This is a genomic window from Pseudomonas sp. K5002, assembly GCF_013386655.1.
Taxonomy (GTDB): Bacteria; Pseudomonadota; Gammaproteobacteria; order Pseudomonadales; family Pseudomonadaceae; genus Aquipseudomonas.
Map to the genome: position 1 here is coordinate 1 of NZ_JACARK010001214.1, position 337 is coordinate 337.

Annotated in this window: 1 pseudogene; it reads left to right on the top strand. The window is 64.1% G+C overall.

Features of this window, described 5'->3' with window-relative positions:
• Positions 1 to 337 (top strand): annotated as a pseudogene (locus tag HX846_RS35035) (monooxygenase); the annotation flags it as partial.

Below are 337 nucleotides of genomic sequence, written 5' to 3' on the forward strand. Positions count from 1 at the left end.
CCAGGCGCTGCGCGGGCACTTCGCGTTTGCCGAAGACCGCCTGAATGCCGCCCCCGGCGCGGCGCGAGACCTCTGGTTCAAACGCTTTGTCGACGGTGACATCGTGGGCTGCGCCTGGACCGAAATCGGCAGCGTGGCCATCGGCGATGTCGTCACTAAAGTCAGCCCCGACGGCGACAAATGGAAACTCAACGGTGAAAAGTTCTACAGCACCGGCAGCCTGTTTTCCGACTGGATCGACGTCTACGCCCAACGCAGCGACACCGGCGCCGACGTGATTGCGGCCACTCGTACCCAGCAGCCCGGCGTGGTGCAAAGCGACGACTGGGACGGCTTT